Origin of the sequence: Stenotrophomonas acidaminiphila, from assembly GCF_001431595.1 — a bacterium.
Taxonomy (GTDB): Bacteria; Pseudomonadota; Gammaproteobacteria; order Xanthomonadales; family Xanthomonadaceae; genus Stenotrophomonas; species Stenotrophomonas acidaminiphila.
This window is the reverse complement of sequence record NZ_LDJO01000055.1, coordinates 1-25,846: the sequence shown is the minus strand read 5'-3', so window position 1 is coordinate 25,846 and position 25,846 is coordinate 1. Positions and strand designations below refer to the sequence as shown.

23 protein-coding genes and 1 riboswitch are annotated in these 25,846 nt (G+C 68.1%); of the genes, 9 read left to right on the top strand and 14 right to left on the bottom strand.

What is annotated here, in order from left to right; all coding sequences use genetic code 11:
* Positions 1–17: 17 nt before the first annotated feature.
* Together ABB33_RS14535 and dusA are read right to left on the bottom strand one after the other, a co-directional pair.
* Complete coding sequence (locus tag ABB33_RS14535) at positions 18–389, bottom strand: PepSY domain-containing protein (protein ID WP_380610262.1); 372 nt, start codon at positions 387–389, stop codon at positions 18–20.
* A gap of 187 nt (positions 390–576) precedes the next feature.
* Positions 577–1,611 carry a tRNA dihydrouridine(20/20a) synthase DusA gene (dusA, locus tag ABB33_RS14530; protein ID WP_056932585.1) on the bottom strand — a complete coding sequence of 345 codons (1,035 nt, stop codon included), beginning with the start codon at positions 1,609–1,611 and terminating at the stop codon, positions 577–579.
* Positions 1,612–1,675: 64 nt separating this feature from the next.
* Between dusA and ABB33_RS18655 the strand changes: the two genes are divergently transcribed.
* Positions 1,676–2,287, top strand: coding sequence for a hypothetical protein (locus tag ABB33_RS18655; RefSeq protein ID WP_152985108.1), 612 nt, complete (start codon positions 1,676–1,678; stop codon positions 2,285–2,287).
* A 66-nt stretch (positions 2,288–2,353) separates the two neighbouring features.
* Here the strand turns inward: ABB33_RS18655 and ABB33_RS18650 are convergent, their stop codons facing one another.
* From ABB33_RS18650 to ABB33_RS14520, 3 genes are read right to left on the bottom strand one after another with little or no spacing between them, the layout of a single operon-like run.
* Positions 2,354–2,716: a hypothetical protein gene (locus ABB33_RS18650; RefSeq protein WP_152985107.1), complete on the bottom strand. Its 363-nt coding sequence runs from the start codon at positions 2,714–2,716 to the stop codon at positions 2,354–2,356.
* A gap of 6 nt (positions 2,717–2,722) precedes the next feature.
* Entirely contained in the window at positions 2,723–3,340 is a 618-nt protein-coding gene (locus tag ABB33_RS14525; RefSeq protein WP_161809431.1) for an RHS repeat-associated core domain-containing protein, read from the bottom strand.
* Positions 3,341–3,345: 5 nt separating this feature from the next.
* Complete coding sequence (locus ABB33_RS14520) at positions 3,346–4,209, bottom strand: transglutaminase family protein (RefSeq protein ID WP_225546649.1); 864 nt, start codon at positions 4,207–4,209, stop codon at positions 3,346–3,348.
* A gap of 344 nt (positions 4,210–4,553) precedes the next feature.
* Between ABB33_RS14520 and ABB33_RS18990 the strand changes: the two genes are divergently transcribed.
* The 3 genes from ABB33_RS18990 (at position 4,554) to metE (ending at position 7,901) form a co-directional block, all read left to right on the top strand.
* On the top strand, positions 4,554–4,691 hold the full coding sequence (locus ABB33_RS18990; RefSeq protein WP_211260890.1) for a hypothetical protein: 138 nt from the start codon (positions 4,554–4,556) through the stop codon (positions 4,689–4,691).
* A gap of 75 nt (positions 4,692–4,766) precedes the next feature.
* Positions 4,767–5,099: an SMR family transporter gene (locus ABB33_RS14515; protein WP_056932582.1), complete on the top strand. Its 333-nt coding sequence runs from the start codon at positions 4,767–4,769 to the stop codon at positions 5,097–5,099.
* A 69-nt stretch (positions 5,100–5,168) separates the two neighbouring features.
* Positions 5,169–5,406: riboswitch (cobalamin riboswitch) on the top strand.
* A gap of 206 nt (positions 5,407–5,612) precedes the next feature.
* The gene (metE, locus tag ABB33_RS14510; protein WP_056932581.1) at positions 5,613–7,901 is read left to right on the top strand and encodes a 5-methyltetrahydropteroyltriglutamate--homocysteine S-methyltransferase; all 2,289 of its coding nucleotides are present in this window, start codon (positions 5,613–5,615) and stop codon (positions 7,899–7,901) included.
* Between the two features lie 402 nt (positions 7,902–8,303).
* On the opposite strand, the gene ABB33_RS14505 is transcribed toward metE, so the two are convergent.
* Entirely contained in the window at positions 8,304–14,684 is a 6,381-nt protein-coding gene (locus tag ABB33_RS14505) for a putative Ig domain-containing protein (protein ID WP_380610274.1), read from the bottom strand.
* Positions 14,685–14,980: 296 nt separating this feature from the next.
* Between ABB33_RS14505 and ABB33_RS14500 the strand changes: the two genes are divergently transcribed.
* The 4 genes from ABB33_RS14500 (at position 14,981) to ABB33_RS14485 (ending at position 17,339) form a co-directional block, all read left to right on the top strand.
* A complete protein-coding gene (locus tag ABB33_RS14500; RefSeq protein ID WP_056932579.1) occupies positions 14,981–15,526 on the top strand; it encodes a phage tail protein in 546 nt (181 codons plus the stop codon).
* Positions 15,527–15,606: 80 nt separating this feature from the next.
* Entirely contained in the window at positions 15,607–16,143 is a 537-nt protein-coding gene (locus ABB33_RS14495) for a phage tail protein (RefSeq protein ID WP_056932578.1), read from the top strand.
* 91 nt (positions 16,144–16,234) lie between these two features.
* The gene (locus ABB33_RS14490; protein WP_056932577.1) at positions 16,235–16,774 is read left to right on the top strand and encodes a phage tail protein; all 540 of its coding nucleotides are present in this window, start codon (positions 16,235–16,237) and stop codon (positions 16,772–16,774) included.
* Between the two features lie 58 nt (positions 16,775–16,832).
* Positions 16,833–17,339: a GNAT family N-acetyltransferase gene (locus ABB33_RS14485; RefSeq protein WP_056932593.1), complete on the top strand. Its 507-nt coding sequence runs from the start codon at positions 16,833–16,835 to the stop codon at positions 17,337–17,339.
* A 61-nt stretch (positions 17,340–17,400) separates the two neighbouring features.
* Here ABB33_RS14485 and ABB33_RS14480 read toward each other — a convergent pair whose 3' ends face one another.
* From ABB33_RS14480 to ABB33_RS14470, 3 genes are all read right to left on the bottom strand, one after another.
* Entirely contained in the window at positions 17,401–17,691 is a 291-nt protein-coding gene (locus ABB33_RS14480) for a DUF6916 family protein (protein ID WP_056932576.1), read from the bottom strand.
* A 506-nt stretch (positions 17,692–18,197) separates the two neighbouring features.
* Positions 18,198–19,451: a CsgG/HfaB family protein gene (locus ABB33_RS14475; protein WP_161809430.1), complete on the bottom strand. Its 1,254-nt coding sequence runs from the start codon at positions 19,449–19,451 to the stop codon at positions 18,198–18,200.
* A 268-nt stretch (positions 19,452–19,719) separates the two neighbouring features.
* Positions 19,720–20,412, bottom strand: coding sequence for an MgtC/SapB family protein (locus tag ABB33_RS14470; protein WP_056932574.1), 693 nt, complete (start codon positions 20,410–20,412; stop codon positions 19,720–19,722).
* 137 nt (positions 20,413–20,549) lie between these two features.
* Between ABB33_RS14470 and pncA the strand changes: the two genes are divergently transcribed.
* Positions 20,550–21,173: a bifunctional nicotinamidase/pyrazinamidase gene (pncA, locus tag ABB33_RS14465; RefSeq protein ID WP_056932573.1), complete on the top strand. Its 624-nt coding sequence runs from the start codon at positions 20,550–20,552 to the stop codon at positions 21,171–21,173.
* 9 nt (positions 21,174–21,182) lie between these two features.
* On the opposite strand, the gene purU is transcribed toward pncA, so the two are convergent.
* The 5 genes from purU to ABB33_RS14440 all read right to left on the bottom strand — a co-directional run bounded on the left by purU (position 21,183) and on the right by ABB33_RS14440 (position 25,745).
* A complete protein-coding gene (gene purU / locus ABB33_RS14460; RefSeq protein WP_056932572.1) occupies positions 21,183–22,034 on the bottom strand; it encodes a formyltetrahydrofolate deformylase in 852 nt (283 codons plus the stop codon).
* Between the two features lie 125 nt (positions 22,035–22,159).
* Entirely contained in the window at positions 22,160–23,287 is a 1,128-nt protein-coding gene (locus ABB33_RS14455) for an NADH:flavin oxidoreductase/NADH oxidase (RefSeq protein WP_056932571.1), read from the bottom strand.
* A 41-nt stretch (positions 23,288–23,328) separates the two neighbouring features.
* Positions 23,329–24,204: an NAD-dependent protein deacetylase gene (locus ABB33_RS14450; RefSeq protein WP_056932570.1), complete on the bottom strand. Its 876-nt coding sequence runs from the start codon at positions 24,202–24,204 to the stop codon at positions 23,329–23,331.
* A 15-nt stretch (positions 24,205–24,219) separates the two neighbouring features.
* The gene (locus ABB33_RS14445) at positions 24,220–24,624 is read right to left on the bottom strand and encodes an acyl-CoA thioesterase (RefSeq protein ID WP_054668132.1); all 405 of its coding nucleotides are present in this window, start codon (positions 24,622–24,624) and stop codon (positions 24,220–24,222) included.
* Positions 24,625–24,725: 101 nt separating this feature from the next.
* Positions 24,726–25,745: a ribonucleotide-diphosphate reductase subunit beta gene (locus ABB33_RS14440; RefSeq protein WP_054668133.1), complete on the bottom strand. Its 1,020-nt coding sequence runs from the start codon at positions 25,743–25,745 to the stop codon at positions 24,726–24,728.
* Positions 25,746–25,846 lie beyond the last annotated feature (101 nt).

Here is a 25,846-nt window from a genome sequence, read left to right as displayed (position 1 = left end):
GGGACAACTATCGCTGTTCAGGGGTTATCGCCGCGTGGTGGCTGCTCGACCTGGCGCGGCCCGCGGGGAGCCCGGGGCGACGGCGGCGCGTCGTCCATGTAGCGCACCCGGCCGCGGTCGTCCATGTACTTCACCCGGTTGATGTCGCGGCCGTCGTAAGGCACGCGCTCGGCACCGAGGATGCGGCCGCCGGTCTCGCGCTGGACGCGCCGCACCGCATCGGAAAGCGAACCGGCGTTGTCGCGCATGCGCGGGCGTGGGATGTCGCGCTCGCCGCCATGCATGTGCTGCTGCCGGCCATCCTGCGCCCAGGCCTGTGCCATCGGCGTACCGGCCGCGAAGACGGCCGCGGCAGCGAAGGCAAGAATATGACGCGGAACCGGAAGCATGGCGTGATCCTATCGGACTGCGGCGGATCGTTCAAAATCCGTGAAAAAAAACACCCACGGAATTTTTCACGAGACTTACGAAATCGAGGCAAATTCTTGATTTTTAGGGGTGAATCCGATCTGAACCCTCCCCGCTCCACAACTGCCCCGTTCAGTTACATGAGCAAAATGAATGCGTGCCGAGGCCTTACGCCGCACGCTCCGCCTGGTCGCGGGTGACCTGCACCGCCTGCTCGACCAGCGCCCAGTCGGCCCCAGGCCGGTGGGCACCCTCGCTGAGCACCTTGCGGAAGCCGCGGCCACCGGGCTGGCCGTGGTACAGGCCGAGCAGGTGGCGGGTGATGTGCTTGAGCGCCAGCCCTGCCTGCAGTTGCGATTCGACATAGGGCCGCATCTGCTGCAGCAGCTCCTCGCGGCTGCGCAGCGGCGCGCCTGTCTGCGCCGCTTCGAGCAGGTGCAGGACGTAGGGGTCGTGGTAGGCCGCCCGGCCCAGCATGACTCCGTCAACGTGCGCCAGCTGCGCCTGCGCCGCCTCGACCGTGGCCAGGCCACCGTTGAGCACCACCGGCAATGCCGGGCGCTCGGCCTTGAGCCGGTAGGCCCAGTCATAGCGCAGCGGCGGGACCTCGCGGTTTTCCTTGGGCGACAGCCCCTGCAGCCAGGCATTGCGCGCATGCACGACGACCATCGCCACACCGGCCTGCACCTGGCGGTCGACGAAGCCGGCGAACGCCGCGTAATCGTTGTCCTGGTCCACGCCCAGCCGGCATTTCACCGTTACCGGGATGTCCACCGCGGCGACCATCGCCGCCACGCACTCGCCCACCAGTTCCGGCTCGCGCATCAGGCAGGCGCCGAAGCGCCCGGCCTGCACCCGGTCGGACGGGCAGCCGCAATTGAGGTTGACCTCGTCGTAGCCCCAGTCCGCGGCGATGCGCGCGGCCTGCGCCAGCAGCGCCGGATCACTGCCGCCCAGTTGCAGTGCCAGCGGATGCTCGCTGGCGTCGAAACCGAGCAGCCGCTGGCGGTCGCCGTGGATGACCGCATTGGCGTGGACCATCTCGGTATACAGCCGTGCACCGGGTGCGAGGATGCGGTGGAACACCCGGCAATGGGTGTCCGTCCAGTCCATCATCGGCGCGACGGACAGCCTCAAACCCTCCAAGACGCAAGGCTGACGGGGCTTTGATACCTGTGCTGCGGTCGTTTCGGTCTGCTGCATTGTCCAGGTGCTTCTACGGGTCTGCGGTTCACTGTCCGTGCGGCGACGCGGCACCTGCGGCACGATGGGGTCGATCACCGCCAGGCGCCAGGCCAGGGCGCGACATCTTACACGGCGACCATTCGGCGCACGGCCGACGGGGCGCCGGGAGCCGGGGACATTCCTCTCCAGAGCTCCTGCCAAAGATTGGACGACCCACCGTGAAGCAGAGCTGGCCGGCCAGCGCGCACGCGGCGAGCCGATCGGCAAAGCCACCACCCTGACCGAACTGTTGGAGTGGCATGGCAAGGACATCAAGGAACTAACGCGTTGGGGACGCACGAAGGAAGCCGATCTCAAGCGCCTGGCCAGTGCCAAGAAGAACATCCTGCGTCTGACCACTGCCGACCGCATCACGCACGTTGAGGCACGCCGACGGCATGGTGCCGGGCCCGGCCTGGCCATCTTCATCCTGGCGCCGGCCAGCGACTTGTTGGTGACACTGATGTCCCACCAGTGGACGCGCCCTGACAACCTGGCGCCTGCATGGTCCTCGGCTATGCGGAGAAGAAGGGACTGGAAATGGCCAGAAAGAAATACCATCCGCCCAACACCGTCGCGATTGGCTAAATCACCCGCTGATGACCGAACCGGCGCTGCACTGCAGCGCCGGCGAGCTGTAGGACACAGCGAGTAGGCCGCTCGGACGGCGGCCTGGTGCCCGGATGGCACGCCAGCCCCGCGAGGGGCAGGGAGACAGCTATCAAGGCGACATCCATCGGGCCTTGTCCATGACACGGCGATTGAGGTCCAGATCGATCGACCACGCTTCTGTATCAAAGCCCAGACGATTTTCAAACCACAGGCGCTCCGTGCAGGGTACAGTGCATGCCTTACTGCTGTAGCGGCCAAAGGGAGGATCCCCCGCTTTCTCGCGAACTGAAGGCGAGCCCAGCACGCGGACGACCTCCCCCTCTGCATCACCAACATTAATCGCATCGAAAGCAGTCGCTTTTCGATAAGATACATAGCTGCACGTGGAAACGTACAGGATCGGAACGAGCAGGATTCCCCACAGAAGAATCCTACCCACTTTGGCTCTACCAGGACGCGCAACCAAATTCATGCGCGGTCACGGGCCATTGAAGCTTGGCAAGATTTTCAACAACGCGGCAGGGATCTGGCCGCCTTGCGGGATGAAGAAAGTCTGAGCGCCAGGCAGCATTCCTGCGGCACGGGACAATCCACCTGGGAACGGCGATTGGAGTGACGGCAAGCCGCCAGCCATCAAACCTTCGTTTGTCCTGACCGCGCAGTTGTCAAAATAGCCGACATCGTTCTTGTCTGGATGGTTGAGCGCCAGATAGTAGGCGGCCGCCGCATCCTGCGCCGCCGTGGTCGGAATAAGGGTGATCAGCTGATTGCGAAATTGACTCTGGCTCTGGATGTAATCGGTTACGGAACCCCCCAAAGGCGTGTCGTTTCCGTAACTGAACATGCCGTAGCCGGTGATGGCCATGCCGACATGTCCGAAGAAGTTGTAGCTGTCGTTGCGCATGCCCCCGCCAATGACCAGGTAGTCCAGACCAAGCGGATCGATCCGGGATATCGGGTTTCCATTGACGTATGCGTACGTATTGGTTCCGCCGGCCAAGCCGATGGGGTCGGACTGAACGTACCGCGCAGCGGCAGGCCCGCAGAACGAGACAAACAATAACGCCATCAGCGTGCCAGCCAGCAGCTTGAGCATGTGCATCATCGTCCTCCTTGTTGAGCATCCTTGGTGCGTTGGATGCTCTGCAGGTAGTTCACGTCCTGCGCTTGGGTCGTTTCGGTCCAGCCTAGCGCCTCGGCCTTGGCGAACCATGTGCGATTGCCTTCGCTCAGCGCCTCGAACTCGGCGCGCTCCTCCGGCGGGATAGCCGCCGGGGAGCGATAGCGACTCATGTAACGCTGTTTCAGCAGGTCGTAGTAAGCACCGCCCTTGTGCAGCATGGCGGTGATCTCCTTCGGGTCCGTCTGCAGTACCAAATCGGCTACAGCCATGCGACGAACTGGCTCCTCGCGATAAAACTCCATCAGGGTGTTCATCATGACCGCGACCGATTCGCGCCGGCCAAGGGGGCGCAGATAGATGCCATTGGCCACGGCCTTCGGTGTGATGCCGAGTTCCTGCTGATAGCTGGCGTCGCCTTTTGTGCCGAAACTGGTGGCCTCGATATTGATCCATTGGCCCTGATCGTTTCGGAACTTCGCCAGTACATGCAACGGTGCCGTGGCCAGCGTGATATCCAGCCCGAGCTCCTGGCCCACAATCACCAGAAGGATCGGCATCGAGACGCAGTTGCCCCTGCGCGTGGCGAGGTACGTCGAGAGGAGCTTGTTACGGATGTCTTTGCCGAACGGATCGTCCAGGTCGTAGCTGAAGGGACGGTAGTCGTTCCAGGGTCCGGGCTGGGACAAAGAGGTCACCAGCAACTGCAGCTTGGTCTGGCTCGTCGCCGTCGCCGGGAATCGCGCCTTGATCCTGGCGGCCAAGGCATCCAGTTGCCGGAGGGTGCCTGTCACGTCGACCTCGGGATCAATCTGCCGGTCGATGGCGAGCTTGGCTCTGGCCAAGTCCAGCTCGGACTCGGGAGTCTTCAGCAGCGCTCGAAGTGTCTGGAGGTCAGCGGTCTGTGCGCTTCGTGCCGGGATTGGCTGCGTCGCGGTCGCGGCAAGACTCGCACCGCAGGCGCCGAACGCGAGAAGAGTCCAGATTACAAGGGTTGACAGTCGCCGCATTCCCTACGTCTCCCAATCCACGTTTGGGATCGTAGGCGGGAACGCCCACGCTGTCCACAGATACACCACATTTGCAACACGCGAAAACACACAAGCTACAACGCGCTGATTGCTAAAGGAGTTTAGTTTTCGTCGGTCCAGTCCATCATCGGCGCGACGGACAGGCGCAGGGAGGCGGCATGGCGCGGGTCGTGGTTCGGCTGCAAAACGGACTCTTCCGGACGTTGGATCGGTTCCGCCTGCGGCACGAGGGCGATGCAGGCGATGCAGGCGATGCAGGCGATGCAGGCGATGCCAAGGGTAAACGAAGCACCTGAACGGGGCCGTTCCCCGCACAACCAGGGTATGCGGGCGCGGCAACGCGCGACGCCACGCCGGGCGAGAATGGGCCGATGAACGCCTATCTCCTGCTCGCCTGCGCCATCGTCCTGGAAGTCATCGCCACCTCGCTGCTCAAGGCCTCCGACGGGATGAGCCGGCTGTGGCCGACGCTCGGTTCGCTGGTCGGCTACGGCCTGTGCTTCTGGCTGCTGTCGATGGTGATGAAATCGATACCCACCGGGATCGCCTATGCGATCTGGTCCGGGGTGGGCATCGTGCTGATCTCGCTGATCGGCCTGTTCGCGTTCCGGCAGAAACTCGATCTGCCGGCGCTGATCGGCATCGCACTGATCTGCGCCGGCGTGGTGGTGATCAACGTGTTCTCGCGTTCGACCGCGCACTGAGCCGCGGCATCCCCGTGCGCTTTCCGGGCCCATGCCCGGCCGTCGCTTGACCGGCAGCGCGCGCCCGCCTATCGTGTGCGCGCCGAAGGTATTCATCGCTTCATTCGAATGAAGGGATGGAATTAAACGGGAATCCGGTGAAGCGCGCCTGCAAGGCCCGCCATTCCGGAGCTGCCCCGCAGCGGTGAATGGAAACGACCGCCGTCATCGAGCACTGGGCCGAGGCCCGGGAAGCGACGGCCACTAGGCGGACGCAGCCGCGTCCATGTCCATCAGCCCGAACACCGGCCTGGGCCGGGAGGCGCGTCGCCTCCTGTTTCGACCTGGCGTCTCCGCGGGGAGGCGGCCGGAACCGTCCGCGCATCGGCGTGGCGGTGCCGCCTGCCTCCGTCAAGGGACCCGGTTCGCCCGCGGGGGCGGAGGTCGCTGGCATGGTGGAGGCCTGCCCGGAGGGCCGGCGCGGCACCGTGCGGTTCCTTCGTTCCTCAATGCACACGCAATGAGGAAAGTTTCATGACGATCGTTACCAACCTGGGGTTTCCCCGCATCGGCGCGCGCCGCGAACTCAAGCGCGCGCTGGAAAGCTACTGGCACGGCGAGAGCGATGCCGCGCAGTTGCAGGCCACCGCCGCCGAGCTGCGCGTGCGCCACTGGAAGCTGCAACGCGAGGCCGGCGTTGACCTGCCGCCAAGCAACGACTTTTCGCTGTACGACCACGTGCTCGACACCGCGTTCCTGTTCGACGCGATACCCGAACGCTACCGCACGCTGGCCGTATGCGCCCCGCTGGCGGCCTACTTCGCGATGGCACGCGGCCTGCAACGTCCCGGCATCGACCTGCATGCGCTGGAAATGACCAAGTGGTTCGATACCAATTACCACTACCTGGTGCCGGAACTGCAGGCCGGCCAGCGCTTCGCGCTGCGCGGCGACAAGCCCCTGGCCGAATACCGCGAGGCGAAGGCGCTGGGCATCGAGACGCGGCCGGTCCTGCTGGGGCCGGTGAGCTTCCTGCGGCTGTCAAAGACCACCGACGGCAGCGACCCGCTGGACCTGCTCGACACCCTGCTGCCGGTGTATGCGCAGTTGCTCGAAGCCCTGAAGGCCGAAGGTGCGCGGTGGGTGCAGCTGGACGAGCCCGTGCTGGTGCAGGATCTGGACGATGCCGCCCGCGCCGCCTTCAGGCAGGCCTATGCCCGCCTTGCCGATGGCCCACATCCGGACATCCTGCTGGCCACCTACTTCGGCGCGCTCGACGACAACCTCGCCCTGGCCGCGTCGCTGCCGGTGCAGGGGCTGCACGTGGACCTGGTGCGCGCCCCCGAACAGCTCGACGCCGTGCTGCGCGCGCTGCCGGCCGGGCGCGTGCTGTCGCTGGGGCTGGTGGATGGCCGCAACATCTGGCGCAACCCGCTGGACAACGCGCTGATCCTTGCCCGCTATGCGCGCGGCCATCGCGGCGACGATCCACTTTGGCTGGCACCGTCGTGTTCACTGCTGCATTGCCCGGTCGACCTGGCGCTGGAGAAGAAGCTTGACGCCGAACTGCGTGGCTGGCTGGCGTTCTCGCGGCAGAAGCTGGAGGAACTGCGGCTGCTGGCCGACGCGCTCGATGGGCGCGCTGGCGCCGAGGCGGCGCTGGCGCCAGCGCGCGAAGCGGCCGATGCGCGGCGGCGCTCGTCGCGCGTGCACAACGCCGCGGTCAAGGCGCGCATGGCCGCGCTCACCGCCGCCGACACCGCCCGCGCCACGCCGCATGCGCGGCGCCTGCCGCTGCAGACCGCGGCGCTGCGTCTGCCCGCCTTCCCCACCACCACCATTGGCTCCTTCCCGCAGACCCGGGAAGTGCGCGAGGCCCGCGCCCGCAACAAGTCGGGCAGGCTCTCCGACGCCGACTACGATGCCTTCCTCGCCGTGCAGACCGAGCAGTGCGTGCGCGTACAGGAGCAGATCGGGCTGGATGTGCTGGTGCACGGCGAGTTCGAGCGCAACGACATGGTCGAGTACTTCGGCGAACAGCTCGATGGCTTCGCCTTCACCGGCAACGGCTGGGTGCAGAGCTACGGCTCGCGCTGCGTGAAGCCGCCGCTGATCTACGGCGACGTCAGCCGTCCGGCACCGATGACGGTGCGCTGGTCGAGGTACGCGCAGTCGCTGACCCAGCGGCCGATGAAGGGGATGCTCACCGGCCCGGTGACGATGCTGCAATGGTCGTTCGTGCGCGACGACCAGGAGCGTGCGCAGACCTGCCGGCAGATCGCGCTGGCGCTGCGCGATGAAGTGACCGACCTGGAAGCGGCCGGCATCGCCGCCATCCAGATCGACGAGCCGGCGTTGCGCGAGGGCCTGCCGTTGCGCAATGCGCAGCGTCAGCGGTATCTGGAATGGGCGGTGGAAGCCTTCCGCATCGCCGCCAGCGGCGTGGCCGACGCCACCCAGATCCATACCCACATGTGCTATGCGCAGTTCAACGACATCATCGATTCGGTGGCGGCGCTGGACGCCGACGTGATTTCGATCGAGACCTCGCGCTCGCGCATGGAACTGCTGGATGCGTTCGCGCGCTTCGACTACCCCAACCAGGTCGGCCCGGGCGTGTACGACATCCATTCCCCGCGCGTGCCCGACCGCACCGAGATGGTCGAGCTGCTGCGCAGAGCCAGCGAGGTGCTGCCGGCGGAAAAGCTGTGGGTGAACCCGGACTGCGGCCTGAAGACCCGCGCCTGGCCGGAGACCCGCGCCGCGCTGGAGGCGATGGTCGACGCGGCGCAGGTGCTGCGCGCCGAACTCTCCGCCGCCTGACGGACGCCATGGCGGCCCGGCGCCGGGCCAGGGCGCAACATCTTGCCCGGCGCCGCTTCGGCCCACGGTCCACGGGAGGGCGAAGCCATGGGCACTTCACCGCGCGGTGCGCCGCGGATGACGGCCGAAGCGCGGTGAAGCGCAGTCGGCCGAAGCGCGATACGGGCGGGCACCCGGCCCGCGGTGCCGGGGCCCGGCAATCCGGCGGGCGATGCACCCACCGCGATGCACTCGGGTCGACCTGCCAATCCCGGTCGGGCGCCGCTCGACGCCTTTGCTTTGCCAATGCACCGGGCGGGTACGGCCCGGCCATCAATGCGCGGGCAAGGCCATCCCCTGCGGGATTGCGGCAACGACGATGCGGGCAGGGCGGGCGGCACCTTGATGCCGCCCGCGCTGGCGTCAGAACGCCTTCTCGACGTTCATCGACACCCCGTGGTCCTTGCCGTCGCTGCCATACATCCCGCGGTACTCCAGGCGGGTGCTCCAGCCATGATCGGTGCGGAACACGCTCCCCAGGTTGATCACCAGGCGATTGCGGTCGAACCCGGTGAAATCCGCCCGGTAAACCGGCCCGAAGCCGTCTGCGTACTGCAGCATGGCAAAGCTGTCGGCGCTGAAGTCGTGCTGGTACTCCACCCGCAGCTGCGGCTGCAGCACGCCCCACGTGGTCGGCCTGCGGAACTCCACCCTCAGGCCGAGCGTACCGGTGTTGCTGTCGAAGTCCATGCTGTCGTAACGCAGTGCGTAGACCGCATCGCCCTGCTCGGCATAGGCATCCAGTGCGGTACGGGCCAGGTCCAGCCGTCCATACGGGGAGAACAGCAGGGCATCGCCACCGAATTCGCCACTGAAGGTCAGCGACCCGAACCACTGGCTGCCATCGCGCTGGCCATGCAGGTTGCCACCGTTGACGGCTGCACGCGCCATCCGGTAGTCCAGCTGCTGGAAGCCGACCATGCCATCCAGGTAGTACACCTGCCCCGGGTGGTAGCTGGCATACATGAACGCCACCTTGGCCTTGGCATCCAGGCGTGCCCCGTCATTGCCGACGTCGGTACGGTCGCGGCCGTAGCCCACGCCGGCACCCGCCGCGAGCGACGGCCAGAACCGGTAGTCCACGCCTGCGCTGAGGCCATCGGTTTCGAAGTCCAGCGCATCGCGTCCGGCGCGTGCATCCACGTTGCCCGAACGCACGCTGCCGCCGACCCAGGTTCCCAGCGCCAGCCCGCCCCCGGCCCCACCCTGGCGGGCGTTCGCGGCCGCCGGCATCGCTGTACCCGAGGGATCGTACGTGCCCGAGGGCCCGCCAACCGGCATCGCCGCGCAGCCGCGCTCGTCCGGATTCTGCAGGTCGGGGACGCAGGCCCGGGTAAAGGACATGCTCAGCTGATTGGTAAAGCCACGCCCGTCCGTTTGCCGGTGCAGGCTTTCCATGCGACGCAGGACGTTCATCGTCTGCGCCTCGGCGAACCGGCGGCTGGTGGCCTGCTGGGCTTCGATCAGTCCACGGACCTCCGGGTCCTGGCTGGGATCGGGACGCGCATTGATGTTGACCGTGTAGGCACGGGTACCACTGAAGCCCAGCGCGTCGGTCACCTGCACGGTGAACGCGTAGGCGCCCGCCACGTTCGGCGTGCCGCTGAGGACACCGTTGGCAGCCAGGCTCATGCCCGTGGGCAGCGTGCCCGTGCCGATCGCATAGGTGTAGGGCGCGGTGCCGCCGGCACCGGCCATGGCCTGCTGGTACGGCACGAACAACAGGCCATTGGGCAGCGTCGCCGGATCGACGACGATCGTCGGTGCCGACAGCGCGAGTGTGTAGGCATGGGTGACGGTGCCGGCGCTGCCGGTGGTGCTGTCGGTGGCGGTGACGCTGAAACCGAAGCTGCCAGCCACGGTCGGCGTGCCGCTCAGCGTGCCGGTGCTGGCGTTGAGCGCCAGGCCCGCCGGCAACGCACCGGCGCTCACCGCATAGGTGTACGGCGCGATGCCGTTGCTCGCGGCGAAGGTCTGGCCGTAGCCGCTGCCAGCGGTACCACCCGGCAGTGCGCCGGCCGCCGGAGTCAGGGCCAGGTTGGGCGTGGCGACGGTCAACACATAGGCGTTGCCGACCGTGGCCGCGGTGCCACCGGTACTGTCGGTGACGGTCACCCCCAGGTTGAACGTCCCCGCCTGTGTCGGCGTGCCGGCGAAGGTGCCGGTCGCGGCATTGAAGGTGATGCCGGCCGGCAGCGTGCCGGTCAACGTCGTGGTGTACGGCGCGATGCCGCCGCTGACGGTCAATGCCTGCGCGTACGCCGTGCCGGCGATGGCGTCCGGCAGCGTCGCCGGGGTCAGGGTCAGGGTCGGCACCGCTACCACGACCGCGTACGCCTGGGCGCCGCTCTGGCCGAACGCGTCGGTTGCGGTGACGGTGAAATTGAACGTGCCCGCCACCGTGGGCGTACCCGACAGTACGCCGGCCGCGGACAGTGCCGTACCCGTGGGCAGGCTGCCGGCGGTGACCACGAAGGCGTAGGGGGCGACACCACCGGTCGCGCCCAGCGCCTGGTTGTAGGCCAGGCCGGCGGTGGTATCGGGCAGCGTCGCCGGGGCGAGCGTGACGGTCGGTGCCGGCACGTCGATGGTGTAGCTGTTGGAGACCGTGAACGGCGCACCCACACCGGTGAGCAGGGTGTCGGTGGCGGTGACGGTGATCGGGTAGCTGCCCGGGGCCGTGGGCGTGCCCGACAGGGTGCCACCACTGAAGCTCAGGCCCGCCGGCAGCGTGCCGGTGACCACGATGTTGGAGCTGCCCGAGCCGCCGACGGTGGCGAAGACCTGCGAGAACGGGGCGCCATAGGTGGCGACCAGCGTGCCGGACGCAGGGGTCAGGGCCAGCACCGGTGCCGCGATGGTCACGGAATATGCCCGGTTGCCACTCTGGCCGAAGTGGTCGGTCGCGGTGACGGTGAAGTTGTAGGTGCCGATCTGGTTGCTGGTGCCCGACAACACGCCGCTGCCCGACAGCGTGATGCCCGCAGGCAGGCTGCCCGCGGTCACGGCGAAGCCGTAGGGCGCGGCGCCGCCGCTGGCGGTAAGCGTCTGGGCGTAGGCAGTGCCGGCGACGGGGTTGGGCAGGGTCACCGGGTTCACGGTGACGGTCGGCGCCGGCACATTGAAGATGTAGCTCTGCTGCACGGTGAACGGCGCACCGGTTCCCGTCGTGCCGGCATCGGTCGCGGTGATCTGCACGGTGTAACTACCCGGCTGCGACGGTGTGCCCGACACGGTGCCGGCGTTGAGCGTCAGCCCCGGCGGCAGGGAGCCGCTTACCGCATAGGTGTACGAACCGGCACCGCCGCTGGCGGTGAAGGCCTGGCTGTAGGCGACGCCGTAGGTCGGGTTGAAGGTGGTCGAGGCCGGTGCCAGCGCCAGTGTCGGCGCGGCGACGGCCAGCGTGAACGCCTGGCCCACCGTGTACGGACCGTTGCCGGTACTGCTGTCGGTGGCCGAGACATTCAGATTGAAGCTGCCCACCTGGGTCGGCATGCCCGACACCGTCACCGTGTTGGCGGTGGTATCGGTCACCGACAGGCCGGCCGGCAGGTTGCTGACCTGGAAGGCGGACCACGGCATCGCGCCGCCGCTGAAGGTGAACGTCTGGGTGTACGCCACACCCACCGTGGCGGCAAAGCCACCGCTCGGGGTGATCGTGACCACCGCATCCTGCACGGTCACGCTCACCGTGGCCGGTGCCGAGGTACCGCCGCCGTTGGTCGCGGTGTAAGTGAAGCTGTCGGGGCCGGCGTAGCCGGTGGCCGGCTGGTAGGTGATGGTGGTACCGCTGACGATGGCGGTGCCGTGGGCCGGCGCGGTCGCGATCGTGAGCGAGGTCGGCGCGCCGCCGGACAGGCTCAGCGGCACGTTGGTGGCCGCCGCGTTGTAGGCGACGGTCAACGACGAGCCCGCGGCGACCGGCGGCGTGTCGATCACCTCGATCGAATAGCTCTGCGTCGTGCCGTACGGGCCGGTGCCGGTGCTGCTGTCGGTGGCGGTGACGGTGAAGCTGAACGTGCCATGCGCCGTCGGCGTGCCGGTGATGGCTCCGGTCGAGGTATTGAGCGTCAACCCGCCCGGCAGCGCGCCGGCGGTGACCGCGTAGCTGTACGGCGCGGTACCCCCCGAGGCGGCGGTGATGGTGGCCGAGTACGCCGCACCCAGCGTGCCGTCCGCCAGCGTGGTCGCCGGCAGCGAGATCGTCGGCGGCGCGATGGTCAGGGTGTAGGCCTGCGAGCCCGTGAACGGACCCGGGAACGGGCTGCTGTCGGTGGCGGTGATGGTGACGTTGAACGTGCCACCGGCGGTCGGCGTGCCGCTGAGGACACCCGCCGGGGACAGGGTCAGGCCGGCCGGCAGCGCGCCGGCGGTGACGGCGTAGCTGTATGGACCGGCGCCGCCACTGGCACCCAGCGCCTGGCTGTAGGCCGCCGTGACCGTGCCGTTCGGCAGCGTGGCCGGATTGATCGTCACCGGCACGTCGTCGTTGGTGATGGTACCGACGCCTTGGTTGTCGCTGATCGTCGCGTTGGACGCGCCGCTGAGGTTGACGAAGAAGGTCTCGGTCGCCTCGGGGATGGTCTCGCCGATCACCGGCACGCTGATGGTACGGGTGGTCTGGCCCGGGGTGAAGGTCAGCGTGCCGGACGTGCTGGTGTAGTCGGCCGGCTGGGTCGCGGTGCCGTCGGCGGTGGCGTAGTTGACGGTGACCGTCTGGCCGCTGGCGGCGCTTAGGGTCACGGAGAACACCGCGCTGACGGTACCGCTGTTGCCCTCGACCACGGTGACGTCGTCGATCGCCAGGCTCGGCAGCGGGTCGTCGTTGCTGATCGTGCCGACGCCCTGGCCATCGACAACGACCGCGCCGGTCACGCTGGTGACGTTGACGAAGAAGGTCTCGGTCGGCTCGTTGAGCGTGTCGCCGTTGACCAGCACCGTGAAGGTGTAGAGGCTGCTGCCGGCCGGGATGGTCTGGCCGGTGAGCGACTGGGCGACGTAATCGGCGCCGGCGGTGGCCGTGCCGTTGGCGGTGGCGATGTTGAAGGTGACGCCGCCCGGGCCGGCCGGCGTGCTGAGGCTGACCGTGAACGCGGCGTTGACGGTGCCGCTGTTGCCTTCGGTGACGGTGACGTCGTTGATCGTCAGGTTCGGCAGGTCATCGTTGAGGATGGTGCCGGTGGCGCTGTTGGGCACGGCGACCGTGTAGCCGGTGCCGGCGGCCAGGGTCAGGGTGACGGTCTCGTCGGCTTCGATGGTCGCGTCCGCGGTCGGGTTGACCGTGACCGTGCCGGAGGTGTTGCCGGCCGGAATGACCAGCGGCGAGGCGATGGTCGCGTAGTCGGTGCCGTTGGTGGCGGTGCCGCCGATCGTGTAGTTGATCGAGAGCGCCGAGAACGCGGCCTGGTTCAGGGTGAAGGTGTAGATCAGGTTGGGCGCGCCATCCTCGGCGACCGCCGCCGGGGACACCGTGACGGTCACGCTCGGCACGTCGTCGTTGAGGATGGTGCCGGTGGCGCTGGCCGGCACGCCGACGGTATAGCCGGCGCCTGCGGCGACGGTCAGGGTGACCGTTTCATCCGGTTCGACGGTGCCGTCGACGTTCGGGTCGATCACGATGGTCGCCGTGGTCGCGCCGGCCGGGATGGTCACGGTGGCGACGCTGCCGGTGTAGTCGGTGCCTGCGGTGGCGGTGCCGGTGGTGGTGATGTTGACCACCGTCGGCGAGCTCAGGTTGAGGCTGCGGGTGACCGTGTAGGTGAGGTTGGTCGCGCCATCCTCGCTCACCGACGCCGGCGACACCGCGATGCTGACGCTCGGCGGCGGGCTGACGGTGAGGGTGTAGTTCTCGACCTCGAAGTAGCTGCCCGGGCCGGTGCTCGAATCGGTGACGCGGATCGTGACCGGGTAGTTGCCGGGGGCCGCGCTGGTGGTACCGCTGACGACGCCGCCGCTCGAAACGGTGATGCCTGCCGGGAGGCTGCCGGTTTCGAGCTGGTAGGTATGCGGCGCGAGGCCACCGATGGTCGACAGCGTCTGCGAGAACGCCACGCCCTGGATCGCGGTGCCGCTGGATGTCAACAAGGTCAGGGTCGGGTTCTGCACCGTACCGGTGTAGCCCTTGTCGACGTACTGGGCGGTGGGCGCGGTCGCGTCGGTGGAGCGGACCGTGAAGGCATAACCGCCACGCTGGGTCGGCGTGCCGCTCAGGACACCACCGCTGCTCAGGTTCAGGCCTGCCGGCAGGGTGCCGCTCTGCAGGGTGTAGGTGTAGGGTGCAAGGCCGCCGGTGGAGGTCAGCGTCTGCGAGTATGGGGTGCCGGCGGTCATCGTCGGCAACGAAGCGGGGGAAACGATGATCGGCGAGGCGGCAGCGGTGATCGTGACGTTGAAAGTCAGCAGATCGCCGTTCTCGTCTTCAAGCACGAACGAGTCGGAAGTCGCGGCATCGCCATTGTGGTTGTAGGTCACCGTCTGCGTGCCGGGGCCGCTCTGCGGACTGACGAGGATGCTGCCGTGCGCTGGGCCGGGAATGCCGGGCACCATGCCGATGTTGAGGGGACCGTCGCATATGGCCAGGTCGGCCGAGGTTACCGAACCGCCGCTGGCGACGCTCAGGCTTTGCGTTGGACAGAACGGAGAAACGGCCGCGCTGGCAGATGTCGACCAGACAAGTACCAGCAACAGGATGAAAAAGCCGCCCAAACGACCGCCGCGGCCACGCATCAGAAGCCTCGAGAGCATATCCATCTGTTTTCCCCTGGAAATCCATTCGCCCAACGACGAATGGTCGCTTCGACCATTCGATGCGCATATCGTGCTTTTCACCCCAGAACGGCCCTTACCCCGACCGCCCGGCGAGCCCAGCTTACAACCAGCACTCGCCCATATTGGAACAGGTCAACGTAAGAAGAATAAATACCCCCGAAGACGGGGGCCATACGCCCCCGTCGGGACTTGTGGGACGGCCGCGGGCGGTTCAGAGTGCACCGGCGCCGCACATGACGTTCGGCGCCCACCACCTGAGGGGAAGAATCACGATGAGCGAATTCTTCATCGGCCAGATCATGATGGCCGGGTTCGACTTCGCGCCCAAATTCTGGGCGCTGAGCAATGGACAACTTCTTCCGATAAACCAGAACCAGGCCTTGTTCGCGCTGCTGGGGACGCAGTTCGGGGGCAACGGCACCACCAATTTCGCGTTGCCGGACCTGCGCGGCCGCACACCGGTCGGCTATGCACCGTCGGTTGATCCAGGCTGGCAACCGACGGCCATGCAGATGGGCGAAGCCGGCGGTGTCGAGAATGTCACCCTGCTGGGAAGCAATCTGCCGGCGCATACCCACATGATGAATGCTTCCACATCTGCCGGTGACAACCGCAATCCTTCAGCCCGGGTGTTCGCGACCAGTAGCAACACCGCCAGCGCGCTCAGCATTTACGGTCCGGCGTCGGGCGCACAGGTGCCGTTGAATCCACAGACCGTGCTTCCAGCCGGCGGCAACCAGCCGCATTCGAATCTCCAGCCCTACACCACCATCAACTTCTGCATCGCTTTGAGCGGCATCTTCCCGTCGCGCAGCTGATCCGCTGATATTCGACACGTACCCATGGATTTCCCGTGCCGGATCACCGCACGGCGTCCAACACTTCGGAGCATGACCAGATGAGTGACCCCTACATCGGCGAAATCCGTATGTTCGGCTTCGGCAGCCGCGGTGCACCCAACGGTTGGCAGGCCTGCGATGGCAGCCTGCTGCCGATCTCCCAGTACGACGCGCTGTTCGCGCTGATCGGCACGACCTATGGCGGTGACGGCCAGACGACGTTTTCCGTTCCCGACTTGCGCGGCCGCCTGCCGATCCACCAGGGACAGAGCCCTGGGCTGGACAACTACGTGCTCGGCGAACGCCAGGGCGCGGAGTCGGTAACCCTGCTGGCGCCACAGATGCCGTTGCACACCCACACGGCTGTGGCAACGACGGCAGCTGCGTCATCGCTGACGCCGGGCCCCTCCTTTCTTCCCGGCGCAGTCAGCGGCGACACGTTCTATGCCACAGATCTCGCGGGAGCAACGCCCATTCCGATGTCAACGCAGTCGATCTCCAGCGTTGGTGGGCAACAACCCCACGAGAACTGCATGCCGACCTTGACGGTGCAGTACTGCATTGCCGTCTACGGCATTTTCCCGGCCCGGGAATGAGCCACATCCGCTGCATGCCTCGACATCCCACGGCGCCGTCCAGGCGCAGCCGCCGCCAATGGCGCGGCCATCTCATCGGAGGAACCAACGCATGACCGAACCCTATATCGGCGAGATCCAGCTGTTCGGCTTCAACTTCAACCCGAGAGGCTGGGCGTTCTGCGACGGCGCCATGCTGCCGATCCCGCAGAACACCGCGCTGTTCTCGCTCATCGGCGTCACCTACGGCGGCAATGGCCAGACCACGTTCCAGCTGCCCAACTTCGCGGGCCGCGCCGGCTGCCAGCAGGGCACAGGGCCCGGATTGACGCCCCGGATGATGGGCCAGTCATTCGGGGTCGACAGCGTCACCCTGACCAGCGATCAGATGCCGCAACACAGTCACGGTGTCGAATCGTTCTCGCAATCCGATGGCAGCAAAAGGAGCGCCGTGTCCACCGGCAACGCCGCGCTTTCGCTGCTGACGGCCGGTGTTCCCAAGCCATACATCTCGGCCCCGGTGAACACCACGTTCGCCCCGAACATGATCGGCTCGAGCGTCGGCGGCGGCCAACCGCACGAGAACCAGCAACCGTACCTCGCGGTGAACTTCTGCATCGCGCTGCAGGGTGTCTATCCCTCCTTCCCGTGACATGACCGTCGCGCTTCCCGCCCGGCTGGAGCCGTTCCCCCCGGAACGGCCCGGCCGCATGCGGATTCCCGAAGCATTGGCCGACCGGGGGTTTTCGCTGCGTGCGCTGCACGACGGCGACCTGCCCTGGTTGCGCGACCTGTACGCCAGCACCCGTGCCGGGGAAATGGCGCCGGTGCCATGGCCGGATGCCACCAAGCGGGCGTTCCTCGACCAGCAGTTCGCGTTGCAGCATCGCCACTATCTTGGCCACTACGGCGATGCCGACTTCATGGCGCTGGAACGCGACGGGCACGGCCCGGTCGGCCGCTACTACCTGCTGCGCGCGGCACCGGACCATGTGCTCGTGGACATCAGCCTGTTCCCGGCGCTGCGCGGCAACGGACTGGGTCATGCGCTGATCGGCCACAGCCAGCGGGAGGCAGGAGCGCTGGGGCGCGGCATGCGGCTGCATGTGCTGCAGGCCAACCCGGGCGCGCGCCGGCTCTACGAGCGGCTGGGCTTCAAGGCGGAAGGCGACACCGGGGCGTACCTGGCGATGCGCTGGTCACCGGCGCCCGCATGACGCGGGCCCGCACGCTGATGCGATGCGGGCGTCCGGGCGATGCCCGCCCGGCGCGCTGCAGTCAGTTGAAGACGGCCTGGTAGAGAAAGCCGGCGCGCTCCTGGGCGATCGGCACCAGGAATATGCCGACTTCGCCCACCCGCGGATGGCGCATGGGATAGATCTGCTGGGGAAACAGCACCGGCGAGGTATTGCGGAACAGCAGCGAAAAGGGCGCGCGCGCCTGATTCGGCTGCGTGGATTGCAACGGCCGCGCCTCGACCAGCATGAACTCCACGTCCATGCCGGTCATCACGGCGGAAAACGGTTCGTTCACGCAGCCGGCAAAGTGTTCCAGCGTCAGCAGGTCCATCGGTATCCGCTTCCCGGTTCATGGCGCTGCGCGGGTCGGCAGCCGCGAACATCGTCGCCGCTGCGCCGGCGGCGCACAAGGTCCCGCCGTGCGAAGGTGCACCGGCCGGGTCCAATGCAATGCATGCGGCTCCGGGAACGTCCCAGGTGTCGGCGCCATGTGCCTGCGCACGGCCGCACCTTCGCGTCTGCATCCCGGTGGTTGGGTGCCGGCACCCGCATCCCCCGGGTAAGAGAAGATGGCTGGCAGCCGAGGTACTGCAGCCTGTCGATATTGCCGTGGCAGTGCACGCGTCCAGCCCCATGCCCGGTGCCAACGCGATCGTGGCCCGCCGCGGCTGCAGGCCCGACCGGTGGCGGCGCACAGGCTGTGGCAAGGACACCCCGCGCCCAGTCACCGGCCCGGCCGCACGCCACGCACCCGTTCAATGCCGGGCGTGGCGATATGTCATGCCGAGGCCCGGAAAGACGAGCGGAGGACGCGCATCACGGCAGAAGCGGCGCGAATCAGGGCGCCGACACCACCGCCGATGGCACCCAGCCCTTGTTGCCCATCTCGTCCTCGACTTCGAGCATGTTCCCCTGGATGTTGCCGGTGGGAAACACCAGCATGCCGGCAGCCAGTTCGGCCACCGTACCCGCCTGGCTGCTCGCGCCACTGAGCAGGCGCGCGGTGCGGCGGAGTTCGAGCGTGCCCGTCGCTGCCAGTTGTCTCAGCGCCAGCTGCGCGTCAGGCGCCACGTCGGCGACGGGCGGCACGGCGGTGGCCTCCGGCGCCACCCCGCGCACTGCCCCGACTTCACCGGGCAGCGGCATCGGCGCTGGTGCCGGCGGCGACGCGGCGGCGAGCACGGGTATCATGGCGGTGGCCTGGTCCGCGATCGCCGGCGCGTCCAGGCGGGCCAGCGGTTCGACTGCGGCCATGATCGCCGGGGGCTGCGGGGCCGCTTTCGGTTGCTGCCGCGCGAACACCCGGCTGCGCGGCTTCTGGATATCCGCAACCATCTGCTCGAAGGCTTCCTCGTAGGCCTCCTGGATGACCTTGCCGATCTCGGTGTTCTCCCAGCTGCCCAGGCGCATGCCCGCGCTGCCCTGCACGTTCGATGCATTGACCATCGCCGACCACGCGCGATCGGTGATCTTCGCTTCGCCGGTCACACTGACCAGCTGTTCGGACGTGCGTACGTCAACGAGCGTCAACACCACCTGCGCCGTCTGTCTGTTGCTGGACATCCTGCCCGAGATGCCCAGCGTGGCGACGTTGAGCATGCCGGCCATCAGGCCACGCTTCTGTCCGGATGCCGCCTGCACGCCGACATTGCTCCCGCCCGCGTTCGGGTTCTGCGAGACGATGTCGGGAATCAGCACGAAGTCGGCGCCCAGCATCTGCCCTGCCCCGATGTTCTGGTCGTCCTGCAGGTGACCGGCCTGGGCCAGCGCGCGCTCGGCCTGCGCGGCGGCAAAACCGACGCCACGGTCCAGGACGGCGAAGCAGCGCGAGTCGTTCACCAGCACGCGCAGCATGCGCGTGGGTGCGGGCAGGCCATACGATGCCCATGCACCCATGCCGTCGTCGGGCTCGACGATGCGCAGGGAGCCTGCACTTTCCGGACACGTCTTCGAACCCAGGGCGGCGGAGATCAGGCGCGCCCCGGGGACGATCTTGGAGATCGTCGCGTGACTGGAAAAACTGGTCGCGCCCAGCACGATGCCAAGGACGGTCGCGAGCAGAGCGCTGGGCCGAACAGGAACTTCAATCATCACCATCTCCAGATTGCCCCTTTCCTGGGACATGGATGCAAACCATCCGGCCTGCGCGGCGAATGCCGCGCGCCCGGGCCCGTGGCCGAGCGACCGCGCACCATATATGTTTGTGATGATTGTGTGAAGAAGGGATTTCCCCTACCCCGGGCCATGGCCCGAAACCCACGCGGGGTCGCGATCGAAGACGCGGCCGGTTGCCGCACGATCCACCATTGGCCGGGACAACGGCTTGCGCCTGCCCGCCACCCGCCACCCGCCCTGCCGGTCAGCCCTCGGCCAGCCCCGGCAGTTCCACCGACACCACGCCTTCGACGCGGCCCAGCTGCTCTGCCTTGGCCAGCATCTGCGCGCGCGGCAGGGGCGGGTCGCAATCGATGTCGACGATGTCGTCGTCCTGCTCGCGCGGACGCAGGGTGATGCGCCTGACCGGCAGGCCCGCATCGTTGGCGGCATTCTCGACGCGTGCCAGTGGCGTGCCCACGGCAACGCGCAGGCGCAGCCGGCCACTGTGCGCGCGACGGTGCAGGTAGCGTTGCTCCAGCGGCTTGAGCAGCGCCAGGATCGCCCACATCAGCAGCATCGCCATGATCGCCGCCGCATACAGGCCGGCGCCCGCGGCCAGGCCGACCGACGCCACCGCCCACAGCCCGGCCGCGGTGGTCAGCCCGCGGATCACCTGCTCGCGCTGCAGGAACAGGATGGTGCCGGCGCCGAGGAAACCCACGCCGCTGACCACCTGCGCGGCGATGCGCGACGGATCGAGCTGGATGCCCGGGCGCCCCACTACGTCGAAGAAGCCGAACGTGGACACGATCACCGCCAGCGCCGAACCCACGCAGACGAGCATGTGCGTGCGCAACCCCGCCGCCCATTCCAGGCGCCCGCGGTTGATGCCGATCACCGCGCCGAGCAGGGCCGCCAGCAACAGCCGCAGGCCGAGTTCCCACCACTGGATCATCGCCGCCTCCCGATCACCTGCCGGCAGCCCGCCGACACCGCAGTGTAGGCCGGTGCCCGCACCGCGCGGTGGACGCCGCCGGCCGGCACCATCCATTGCGGCGTTACACTCCAAGGTTCCCCGCACCGGAACCTGCGATGTACGGCAATGACACCGCCCTGCTGGTGATCGACCTGCAACCCGACTTCATGCCCGGCGGTGCGCTGCCCTGCCACCAGGGCGACGCCATCGTGCCGGGCATCGCCGCGCTGCTGGCGCGGCGCCACTACGCCACCGTCGTGGCCACCCAGGACTGGCACCCGGCCGACCATGCATCGTTCGCAAGCCAGCATGCCGGCCGCAGGCCGTTCGGGGTGATCCAGCTGCACGGGCATGCGCAGACGCTGTGGCCGGACCACTGCGTGCAGGGCACCGCGGGCGCGGCGCTGCACCCGCAGGTGGACTGGAACAACGCCGACCTGATCCTGCGCAAGGGCACCCACCGCCAGGTCGATTCGTACAGCGCGTTCCGCGAGAACCATGGCCCCCGGGGCGACCGCCCGGCCACCGGCCTGGCCGGCTGGCTGCACGAACGCGGCATCACCGAGGTGCACGTATGCGGGCTGGCACGCGACTACTGCGTGTTGTGGAGCGCGCAGGACGCGGCGATCAGCGGTTTCCGCGTGCGCGTGCTGTGGGAGCTGACGCGGCCGGTATCGCCCGATGGCGACGAAGCCACCCGGATCGCGCTGATCGAAGGCGGGATCGACATCGCGGCGTGATGCCGCCGCTCAGCGGAACACCACGGTGCGGTGGCCGTTGAGCAGGATGCGGTGCTCGACGTGGCGGCGCACCGCGCGGGCCAGCACCAGCGATTCGGTGTCGCTGCCCAGCCGCACCAGGTCGCGTGGCGTCATGGCATGGTCCACGCGGGCCACGTCCTGCTCGATGATCGGGCCTTCGTCCAGGTCGCTGGTGACGTAGTGCGCGGTGGCGCCGATGATCTTGACCCCGCGCGCGTGCGCCTGGTGGTACGGCTGGGCGCCCTTGAAGCTGGGCAGGAAGCTGTGGTGGATGTTGATCGCGCGGCCGGCCAGCGCCTGGCACAGCTGCGGCGAGAGGATCTGCATGTAGCGCGCCAGCACCACCAGGTCGATGCGCTCGCGCTCGATCAGGTCGAGCAGTTGCCGTTCCTGCTGCGCGCGGTTGGCCGCATCCACCGGCAGGTGGTGGAACGGCACGCCGTAGGAACCGGCCAGCGTGGCGAAGTCCGGGTGGTTGGAAGCCACCGCGGCGATGTCCACCCGCAGGTGGCCGCTGTGCGCGCGGAACAGCAGGTCGTTCAGGCAATGCCCCTGCTTGCTGACCAGCACCAGCAGCCGCGCGCGGCGGCGCGCGTCGTGCAGTTGCCAGTCCATCGCGTATTCCGCGCCCAGCTGCCCCAGGCGCCCGCGCAGCCCGGCCGCCTCGCCGGCCGCGGCCATGTCGAAGTGCACGCGCAGGAAGAAACGGCCGCTTTCCTCGTCGCCGAACTGCTGGGCGTCGAGGATGTTGCAGCCGGCCTCGAACAACAGGCCGGAAACGCGGTAGACGATGCCGGTACGGTCCGGGCAGGAAAGGGTGAGGATGTAATCGGGTCGCATCGACGGAGTCTAGCGACGGACGACATTTTCCGGGGAAACCTTTACTGCCCTCGCAGGTCGCTGCGGCGGCCACGGCGACGCCTGCCCTGCAGTCACCGGCGACGCGAGCGCCGCCGGTGCCGCGATCAGCCGAACAGATCGCGCAGCCCGTGCGGCTGGCAGCGCAGGTACTGCGGCGCGGCCTGCACCCGTGCGCCGAGTTCGGCGGCCGCATGCCAGGGCCAGCGCGGGTCGTAGAGGATGCCGCGGGCGATGCCGATGGCATCGGCCTGGCCCGCGGCCAGGATCGCTTCGGCCTGGCGCGGCTCGGTGATCAGCCCCACCGCGATCACCGGCGTGGCGACCTGCGCCTTGATCGCGCTGGCCAGCGGCACCTGGTAGCCCGGCCCCACCGGAATCTGCTGGCGCGGATCCAGCCCACCGCTGGAAACGTGGATGAAGTCGCTGCCGCGCGCCTCCAGCGCACCGGCCAGCGCGATGCTCTGCGCCACGTCCCAGCCGCCCTCCACCCAGTCGGTCGCGGAGATCCGCACGCCCACCGCGACATGGGCGGGTGCCGCTGCGCGTACCGCATCGAACACCCGCAGCAGCAGGCGCATGCGGTTGTCCAGCGAGCCGCCGTAGTCGTCGTCGCGGCGGTTGCTCAGCGGCGACAGGAACTGATGCAGCAGGTAGCCATGCGCGGCATGGATCTCGATCAGCTCCAGGCCCAGCCGCGCCGCGCGCCGTGCGGCCGCGGCGAACGCCTCCACCACCGCGTCGATGCCGGCCGCGTCCAGCGCCTGCGGGACCGGATCGCCGGCGTTGAACGGCAGCGCCGACGGCGCCAGCACCTGCCAGCCATGCGCCTGGCCGGGCGCTATGGCGCCACCGCCGTCCCAGGGCCGCGCGGTGGACGCCTTGCGCCCGGCGTGCGCCAGCTGGATGCCGATGGGCATCTTCGACCAGCGCCGTACCGAGGCCAGCACCCCGCCCAGCGCCGCTTCGGTGGCGTCGTCCCACAGTCCCAGGTCGGCCCAGCTGATGCGGCCCCGGGGTTCCACCGCGGTGGCCTCCAGGATCAGCAGTCCGGCACCGGACTGCGACAGCGTGCCCAGGTGCTGGGCATGCCAGTCGGACGCACGGCCGTCATCGGCCGAGTACTGGCACATCGGCGCGATGACGATGCGGTTGGACAGGGACAACGGGCCGAGCGACAGCGGCGAGAACAGATGGCTCACGTGGGGGTGATCCGCTTTGTGGGGGGTGCCCATTGCACTCCCGCGCGGCGGGGCGATTCAACCGGCGTGGTGGATCACTGCGTCTTGGCCGCCGCCCATGCGCCGTCGAGCAGGAACCCCAGCGCCTGCGCGCAGGGCTGTTCGATCTTCAGCGACAACAGGGCGTCGGCGCGGGTACGGCCGAGGTTGACCGCCGCCACCGGCAGGCCGGCCCGGGCCGCGGCATCGACGAAACGGAAGCCGGAATAGACCATCAGCGAAGAGCCCACCACCAGCACCGCGTCGGCGCGCTCCAGATGCGCGTGCACGCTGGCAACCCGTTCGCGCGGCACGTTCTCGCCGAAGAACACCACGTCCGGCTTGAGCAGGCCACCGCAGGCCGTGCAGCCGGGCACCACGAACCGGCTGAAGTCGCGCTCCAGGTCGGCATCGCCATCGGGGGCCTGGACCGCCTGCAGCGCCGCCCACGCCGGGTTGGCGTCGAGCATCCGCTGCTGCAGCGCCTCCCGCAGCGAGTGCGCGCCACAGTCCATGCAGCGCACCGCATCCAGGCGGCCATGCAGGTCGATCACCTGGCGGCTGCCGGCGCGCTGGTGCAGGCCATCCACGTTCTGGGTCAACAGCAGCTCGACCCGGCCGGCCGCCTCCAGCGCGGCCAGCGCATGATGGGTGGCGTTGGGCCGGGCGCGGCCGATGTGCGGCCAGCCGACCAGGCTGCGCGCCCAGTAACGCCGGCGCACCGCCGCATCGGCCATGAACGCGCGGTAGTCCACCGGCGGGGTGCGTTTCCACTGGCCGTCGGCGTCGCGGTAATCGGGAATGCCCGAATCGGTGCTGCAGCCGGCGCCGGTCAGCAGCAGCAGGCGGCGGTGGCCGGCGATGAACGCCGCCAGCCGCGCGTCCGTTGCCGCATGGGCGTGGAGGCCCGCGTCGTCCGGTCGTAGCGCCATGGCGCGCGCCCCGGCTCAGGCCTGCGGCGGCAGCGGCGGCACCGAGGTCGGGCGGCCGTCGGCATCCAGCGCCACCATCACGAAGTGGCCGCGCGTGCACAGCTTGCGCTCGCCGCTGTGCAGGTCCTCGGCAATCAGTTCGACCTGCACCGTCATCGAGCTGCGCCCGACCTCGACCACCCGGCCGACGGTCTCGACCATCTCGCCAATTCGGATCGGCAGCTTGAAGTCCACCTGGTCCGAATGCGCGGTGACCACGGTGCGCCGCGAGTAGCGCGCGGCGGCCAGGAACGCCGCCTTGTCCATCCACGCCATCGCCTGGCCACCGAACAGGGTGCCCAGGTGGTTGGTGTGGTTGGGGAAGACGATTTCCACCATGCGTACTTCGGTGGGCGGGACGACGGGGGGCAGGGCATTCATGGCGACGGTCGCGGCAGCGGGGGCAGGAGCGGATGATACGCAGCGCCGGGCGCGGGCGGCGTGACGCCTGCGCCACGCCATCCCCGCGCCGGCGGACGGGCTCAGAAGTTCATGTCGAAGGCGACCTCGCCCTGCACGCCGACCTGGTAGGCCGAGACCCGGCGCTCGAAGAAGTTGGTCAGCTCCTGCACGTCCTGCAGCTCCATGAACGGCAGCGGGTTGCGCACGTTGTACTGCCTGGCCATGCCCAGCTTGACGAAGTGGTTGTCGGCGCAGTGCTGCAGGTACTGGCGCATGTCGCGGGTGGAGATGCCGGCCACGCCGCCGGACAGCACGTCCTCGGCGAACTGCACCTCGCACTCGATGGCCTCGGCCAGCATCTCGTAGACCTGCCGCTCCATCGCCGCGTCGAACAGCTCCGGCTCCTCGGCGCGGATGGTGCGCACGCACTCGAAGGCGAACTCCATGTGGCAGCTCTCGTCGCGGAACACCCAGTTGGTGCCCGAGGCCAGGCCCGGCAGCAGCCCGCGCGAACGGAAGTAGTACACGTAGGCGAAGGCGGCGAAGAAGAACAGGCCCTCGATGCAGGCGGCGAAGCAGATCTGGTTGAGCAGGAACTGGCGCCGCTGCTCGCGGCTCTCGATGCGCTTGAGCCCCTGGATCGAGTCGATCCACTTGAAGCAGAAATCGGCCTTCTTCTTGATCGAGGCGATGTTCTCCACCGCGGCGAAGGCCCTGAAGCGCTCCTCCGGGTCGGGCAGGTAGTTGTCCAGCAGGGTCAGGTAGAACTGCACGTGCAGCGCTTCCTCATACAGCTGGCGCGACAGGTACATGCGCGCTTCCGGCGCGTTGAGGTGCTGGTACAGGTTCAGCACCAGGTTGTTGGAGACGATCGAGTCGCCGGTGGCGAAGAAGGCGACCAGGCGGTGGATCAGGTGGCGGTCGGCCGGCGTCATCTTGTGGTGCAGGTCGGTGATGTCGATCTGGAAGTTGATCTCGTCCACCGTCCAGCTGTTCTTGATCGCGTCGCGGTACATGTCATAGAACTGCGGGTAGCGCATCGGGCGCAGGGTCAGTTCGAAGCCCGGGTCGAGCAGCATCTGGCGGGGTTGTGCGGACATGGTTGACTCCATTTCTGGCCCCCGGAGGACAGATGCCCCGGGAGCTGGCGGCGCATGGCGCCGGGCGGGAATTGGGCGGGGTGGCGAAGCCGGCTTCGCCC